The 6,454-nt window shown below is 69.3% G+C and carries 6 protein-coding genes and 1 pseudogene; 6 read left to right on the plus strand and 1 reads right to left on the minus strand.

What is annotated here, in order from left to right; translation table 11 throughout:
• The 6 genes and pseudogenes from GA0115259_RS05620 to GA0115259_RS05645 form a co-directional block, all read left to right on the plus strand.
• Positions 1 to 339: pseudogene (locus GA0115259_RS05620) on the plus strand (ATP-binding protein); the annotation flags it as partial.
• 185 nt (positions 340 to 524) lie between these two features.
• Positions 525 to 1,100: a single-stranded DNA-binding protein gene (locus GA0115259_RS05625; protein ID WP_093591742.1), complete on the plus strand. Its 576-nt coding sequence runs from the start codon at positions 525 to 527 to the stop codon at positions 1,098 to 1,100.
• A gap of 223 nt (positions 1,101 to 1,323) precedes the next feature.
• Positions 1,324 to 2,757, plus strand: coding sequence for a Cys-Gln thioester bond-forming surface protein (locus tag GA0115259_RS05630; RefSeq protein WP_256097917.1), 1,434 nt, complete (start codon positions 1,324 to 1,326; stop codon positions 2,755 to 2,757).
• A gap of 248 nt (positions 2,758 to 3,005) precedes the next feature.
• Positions 3,006 to 4,670, plus strand: coding sequence for an energy-dependent translational throttle protein EttA (gene ettA, locus GA0115259_RS05635; RefSeq protein ID WP_093591748.1), 1,665 nt, complete (start codon positions 3,006 to 3,008; stop codon positions 4,668 to 4,670).
• Between the two features lies 1 nt (position 4,671).
• Positions 4,672 to 5,109 carry an acyl-CoA thioesterase gene (locus GA0115259_RS05640; RefSeq protein ID WP_093591751.1) on the plus strand — a complete coding sequence of 146 codons (438 nt, stop codon included), beginning with the start codon at positions 4,672 to 4,674 and terminating at the stop codon, positions 5,107 to 5,109.
• Complete coding sequence (locus GA0115259_RS05645) at positions 5,106 to 5,891, plus strand: DUF8010 domain-containing protein (protein ID WP_370747392.1); 786 nt, start codon at positions 5,106 to 5,108, stop codon at positions 5,889 to 5,891. Before GA0115259_RS05640 ends, GA0115259_RS05645 begins: the two co-directional genes overlap by 4 nt.
• Positions 5,892 to 5,949: 58 nt before the next feature.
• On the opposite strand, the gene GA0115259_RS05650 is transcribed toward GA0115259_RS05645, so the two are convergent.
• Positions 5,950 to 6,354: a globin gene (locus GA0115259_RS05650; protein ID WP_093591758.1), complete on the minus strand. Its 405-nt coding sequence runs from the start codon at positions 6,352 to 6,354 to the stop codon at positions 5,950 to 5,952.
• Positions 6,355 to 6,454: the final 100 nt, after the last annotated feature.

The following is a 6,454-nucleotide window of genomic DNA, read 5'->3' on the forward strand; positions in this document are numbered from 1 at the left end:
CGCCCCGCCGCCGTACTGGTGCAGGCGACCATGACGCTGCTTCAGATCTTCGGCGCGCTCTGGCTGGTGGGACAGATCATCGGCGTACTGGAGCCCGGGCTGATTCCGCCCGTGCTGGTGATGCTGGCCGGGATCATCGGCGGCCCGCTGGTGGAGTGGGCCTGTGCCGCGGCGGCACGCGGACCGGCGAGACGGTACGGGCAGGACGCCGAGCGCAAGCTGCGCGAGGCGGCGGCGGGATGCGGCCGGGCGCGGGTGCTCGATCCGATCGCGGCGGAGCTGATGCGGTACCGGGAGGTGCGGGACCAGTACGTGGCGGTGTCCCGGGCAGGCCGCTGAGGCGAGGCGGGTGAGGCGAGCGGCGAGCGGCGGGCGGCGGATGACGGGTGACGGGTGGCGGGTGAAGCGGGCGGCGGCGGGTGACGAGGTTTTCCACAACTGATCGGTAATCCACAGGCGTCGGCACATTCTTTCCGTCCGGTCCAGCATGGAATCAGTCAATGCAGCCGGACGGGAGGGCCGTTATGAACGACACAGTGGTGACGGTGGTGGGGAATGTCGCTACAAGCGTGGAATTCCGGGAGTCGCCCACGGGCGGAGTGGCACGCTTCAGATTCGCGGTGAGCGTGCGCCGCTGGGACCGGCAGAAGAACGGCTGGGCGGACGGGCCGACGAGCTTCTACACGGTGTGGGCGTGGCGGTCCCTGGGAGCGAATCTGGCGGCCTCGGTGTCCGTCGGTGAGCCGCTCGTGGTGCACGGCCGGCTGCGGGTGCGCGAGGACGAGCGGGACGGACAGCGCAGAGTCTCCGTGGATATCGAGGCGGTGGCGGTCGGCCACGATCTGACGCGCGGGACCTCCGCGTTCAGACGCGCGGGCAGGGCCGTTCCGCCTCTGACGGAGCGTCATGGCGGGATGGCGCAGAGCCAGGACGAGGACCGAGGCCGGAGCCGCGAGCAGGAGCCGGGCGCGCCGCCTGGTCCGCCCGGGCCGTCCAGTCCACCCGGGCCGCCCGGTCCACCCGGGCCGCCCGGTTCTGAGCCTCTGGCGGCGGCGGTTTCGGAGCGTGATGCCATTGCCGTGGCGGTCCCTGTTGCCTGAGAGGCAGTTGTGGAGATTTGTCGATATACCCAGCCGTATTCCATGGTTGCTTCGGAGTGTCGATAACGATTCCGATTCGGAACGGTTGTCTGGGTGCGCGGGCGGGCATTCGCGGTTCTTCCCGTCCATAGGATTCGCGAGTACTCACGGGCACTTGAGTCTGCCGGCGAGGCATCCCCCCACGCGTTCATACGCGACAGGACCTCGCCCGAAGGGGAATTCTGTGTTTTCTGCGATATCTGCGTCATCCGTACGGAGGCGAGGCGCCGCTCGTCTCGCCGCCGCGGTTCTCGTATCGGGTCTGGTCGCGATGGGCTCGCTGGCCGGTGCCGGCGCGGCCGTCGCCGATGACACCTCCCAGCACCCGGGCGGCGCCGCCGCCACGCTCGACGGTCTGAAGACCTACGACGGTGCCGTCCTCCATGCGAACGGCAAGGACCAGCAGCTTCCCGCCGGACTGTTCGAAATGACCGTCGACGGCGGCGGCAAGCTCAAGACGTACTGCATCGACATCCACAACCCGACGCAGGAGCAGGCGAAGTATCTGGAGACGCCCTGGGACCAGACCTCGCTCGGCGCCAACAAGAACGCCGGCAAGATCCGCTGGATACTGGACCACTCCTATCCGCAGATCGACGACCTCTCGGCGCTGGCCGAGGCCGCAGGCACCGGACCGCTCACCGAGAAGGCCGCCGCGGCCGGCACCCAGGTCGCGATCTGGCGCTACTCGGACGGCGCCGATGTCGACGCCAGTGACGCCGAGGCCGAGAAGCTCGCCGACTGGCTGGAGAAGAGCGCCCAGGACAGCGCGGAGCCCAAGGCCTCGCTGACTCTGGAGCCCGGCGCGGTCTCCGGCAAGGCCGGCGAGAAGATCGGTCCCGTCACCGTCCGGACCGACGCCGACGGTGTCGCGGTGGCGCCGCCCGCCGATGCCGCCGCCACCGGCGTCGAGATCACCGACAAGGAGGGCACACCGGTCACCACCGCCGTCAACGGCACGGAGCTTTACTTCGACGTGCCCTCCGACGCCGTCGACGGCACGGCCTCGCTCGGTGTGCAGGCCACCACCTCCGTGCCGGTCGGCCGCGCCTTCGCCGGTGTGACCAAGAGCCAGACGCAGATCCTGGCCGGATCCAGTGAGTCCACCGTCTCCGCGACGGCGACGGCGACCTGGGCCGAGCGCGGCGCGATCCCGGCGGTCACGGCGGAGAAGAACTGCGCGGAGGGCGGTGTCGATGTCACCGCAGCCAACACGGGCGACGCGCCGTTCACCTTCGAGCTGAACGGCTCCGAGCACACCGTGGCGCCGGGTGCCACCGAGACCGTCACCGTGCCGGTCGGCGAGGACGAGGCGTACGACTTCACCATCACCGGGCCCGCCGGATTCACCCAGAACTTCAAGGGCGTCCTGGACTGCGAGACCACCGGCACTCCCGCTCCGGTGACCGAGCAGCCCTCCTCGCAGCCGAGCGCGGCCTCGGCCGGCGGCGCCGTGGCGGGCGGCCTGGGCGCCATGAGCGGCACGGGCGATCTGGCGGAGACCGGCTCCTCCAGCGCCACGCCGATCATCGCGGGCATCGCGATAGCGCTGGTCGTCCTGGGCGGCGCGGCCGTGTTCCTCCTCCGCAAGAAGAAGGCCTCGGCCTCCGAGGAGTGATCCACTCCTCCCTGGAGTGACCCGAGCGTGAGTACACCTTGGCGCTGAGTGATACGGCGCACACAGTGGCCCCCGGTACGCGACAGCGCGCCGGGGGCCACGCCCGTACCGGCGGTGCCATGGCGCGCGGCGGGTCCGGGGAGCGGTACTGGTTTCCATCAGGGGATGGACGTCAGGCAAGATGGGGTGTATCTGCCTCATGCGGCGGAGCCGCACATTGGCCCTTCTCGATTGCCGGACGGTTTCTCTTGGCTGAGTACATCTACACGATGCGCAAGACGCGTAAGGCGCACGGCGACAAGGTCATCCTCGATGACGTGACGCTGAGCTTCCTGCCGGGCGCGAAGATCGGTGTGGTGGGTCCGAACGGCGCCGGCAAGTCCACCGTGCTGAAGATCATGGCCGGCCTTGAGCAGCCGTCCAACGGCGACGCGTTCCTCTCCCCGGGCTACACCGTCGGCATGCTCCTCCAGGAGCCGCCGCTGGACGAGTCCAAGACCGTCCTCCAGAACGTCCAGGACGGCGCCGCCGAGATCATGGGCAAGCTCAACCGCTTCAACGAAGTGGCCGAGGCGATGGCGACGGACTACTCCGACGCGCTCATGGAGGAGATGGGCAAGCTCCAGGAGGACCTCGACCACGCCAACGCGTGGGACCTGGACACCCAGCTCGAACAGGCCATGGACGCGCTCGGCTGCCCGCCCGGCGACTGGCCCGTCACCAATCTCTCCGGTGGCGAGCGCCGCCGTGTCGCGCTCTGCAAGCTGCTGCTCGAAGCCCCCGATCTGCTGTTGCTGGACGAGCCCACCAACCATCTGGACGCCGAGTCGGTCCAGTGGCTGGAGCAGCATCTCGCCAAGTACCCCGGCACCGTCGTCGCCGTCACCCACGACCGGTACTTCCTCGACAATGTCGCCGGCTGGATCCTGGAGCTGGACCGCGGCCGGGCCATCGGGTACGAGGGCAACTACTCCACCTATCTGGAGACCAAGCAGACGCGTCTGAAGGTCGAGGGCCAGAAGGACGCCAAGCGCGCCAAGCGGCTCAAGGAAGAGCTGGAGTGGGTCCGCTCCAACGCGAAGGGACGCCAGGCCAAGTCCAAGGCCAGGCTGGCCCGTTACGAGGAGATGGCCGCCGAGGCCGACAAGATGCGGAAGCTGGACTTCGAGGAGATCCAGATCCCGCCGGGCCCGCGGCTCGGCAGTGTCGTGGTCGAGGTGGAGCATCTCTCCAAGGCGTTCGGCGAGAAGGTCCTGATCGACGATCTGTCGTTCTCGCTCCCGCGCAACGGCATCGTCGGTGTGATCGGGCCGAACGGCGCGGGCAAGACCACGCTGTTCAAAATGATCCAGGGCATCGAGGAGCCGGACTCCGGTGTCATCAAGGTCGGCGACACCGTCAAGATCAGCTATGTCGACCAGGGCCGCTCGAACATCGACCCGAAGAAGTCGCTGTGGGCGGTCGTCTCCGACGAGCTGGACTACATCAACGTCGGCCAGGTCGAGATGCCCTCGCGCGCCTATGTCTCCGCCTTCGGCTTCAAGGGCCCGGACCAGCAGAAGCCGGCCGGAGTGCTCTCCGGCGGTGAGCGCAACCGGCTCAATCTGGCGCTGACGCTCAAGCAGGGCGGCAATCTGCTGCTCCTCGACGAGCCGACCAACGACCTCGACGTCGAGACCCTGTCCTCGCTGGAGAACGCGCTGCTGGAGTTCCCGGGCGCGGCCGTGGTCGTCTCCCACGACCGGTGGTTCCTCGACCGCGTCGCCACGCACATCCTGGCGTACGAGGGCGACTCCAGGTGGTTCTGGTTCGAGGGCAACTTCGACTCGTACGAGAAGAACAAGGTCGAGCGGCTCGGCGCGGACGCCGCCCGCCCGCACCGTGCCACCTACAAGAAGCTCACCCGGGGCTGAGATGGCCCGGCACTTCTACATCTGTCCTCTGCGCTGGTCGGACATGGACGCCTTCGGGCATGTCAACAATGTGGTCTTCCTCCGTTATCTGGAGGAGGCCCGGATCGACTTCATGTTCCGGCTGGCGCCGGGGGACGGCTCGCCGTCCTTCGCCGGCGGTTCCGTCGTGGCCCGGCACGAGATCGACTACAAACGGCCGCTGGTCCACCGGCACGCGCCGGTGACCGTCGAATCGTGGGTGACGAAGATAAGTGCGGCGTCGCTGACGATCGCGTACGAGATCAAGGACGACGAGGACGCGGAGGAGGTCTACGTACGGGCCTCGACGGTCGTCGTGCCGTACGACCTGGCCGCCGGGCGCCCACGGCGGATCACCGAGGAGGAGAAGTCCTTCCTCCTGAAATATCTGGATGACGACAAGGATGCCATCGCGGCATGACCGCGTCCGTGCCTATGCCTGAGCCCGAGTCCGTACAGCCCGTCTCCGCGCGGGGACTGGAGTTCGCCGATGCGCGGGAGGCGGCCGATCTCGGCGCCTTCCTCGGCCGGCTGATCCACTACGACCGCGCCGCCGCCGTCCGGCTCCAGGCCGGAGGCGGTGCGCTCGCGGTGTTCGGCCGGCCGGCGTCCTTCGAGGTGCTGGCGATCCGTACGGCCAGGCTGGCCGCGCCGTACGAGCTGGATGTCACCGTCTCCGCCGGTGAACTGCTTGAAGCGATCGACGAACACACCGGTCATGCGGTCGTGCCCGCGGCCGTCACCGGGCCGCCGTGGGCCGGAGTGCTGCCGCCGCGCGGTGGCTGGCGGCAGGTGGCCGGACTGCCGGGGGAGGGCGCGATGCGTGGCGCGCTGTCGGCCGCGGTCGCCGAATTCCGTTCCCGCGACGAGCAGTTGCCGTCCGGCAGCAGGACCAGGGTCGAACGGGACCGGATCGGCCGGGAGATCTGGTCCCGCACTCTCGGCGACACCCAGCTTCCGCTGCGGGCCGTGCACGCGGCACAGTCGCTGGGCTTTCTGCGGCCGGTCCGCGAGATGGTGCCCGTGCCCGCAGCGCATGCGGTGTCCGCCGCGCACGCCGTGTCCGGGAAGGCGTCGGCGTCACCGGAGCCGGAGCCGGTGGCGCTGCTGGAGTCGGGAAGCTGGCTCCGGCTCCGTACGCCGTACGGCTCGATAGCGGTACGGCGCGCGGGACTCGGCGCGCTGTCCGTCACTCCGGCCTGAGGATCGGCCGGCGGCCCGGTCTGGCGATCGACCCGGCCCGGCGTGGGGGCCGGTCCGGTCAGCCCGCGGAGTTGACCATCGAGGCGGCGGCGTAGGTGAGGTACTTCCAGAGCTGCCGCTCGTGCTCCTCGGACAGGCCCAGCTCGTCCACCGCAACCCGCATGTGCTTCAGCCAGGCGTCGTGCGCGGCGCTGTCGACCGTGAACGGCGCATGACGCATCCGCAGCCGAGGATGGCCGCGGTTGTCGCTGTAGGTGCGAGGGCCGCCCCAGTACTGCATGAGGAAGAGCGTGAGGCGCTCCTCGGCCGGGCCGAGATCCTCCTCCGGGTACATCGGCCGCAGCAGCGGATCCTCCGCCACACCCTCGTAGAAGCGGCGGACCAGCCGTCGGAAGGTCTCCTCGCCGCCGACCTGCTCGTAGAAGGTCTGCTCCTGAAGCGTGCCGTGCGGAATCTCGTTCACCCGTCCATCGTCTCAGACGCACCGGCCGAGGACCTCGGGCCTAGGGCCTCTCGTTTGGATCTTGCCGGGCTCGCGTGCCCTGGCACCGCGCCTCGCCGCG

The sequence above is a fragment of the Streptomyces sp. MnatMP-M17 genome (genome assembly GCF_900091995.1).
Lineage (GTDB): Bacteria > Actinomycetota > Actinomycetes > Streptomycetales > Streptomycetaceae > Streptomyces.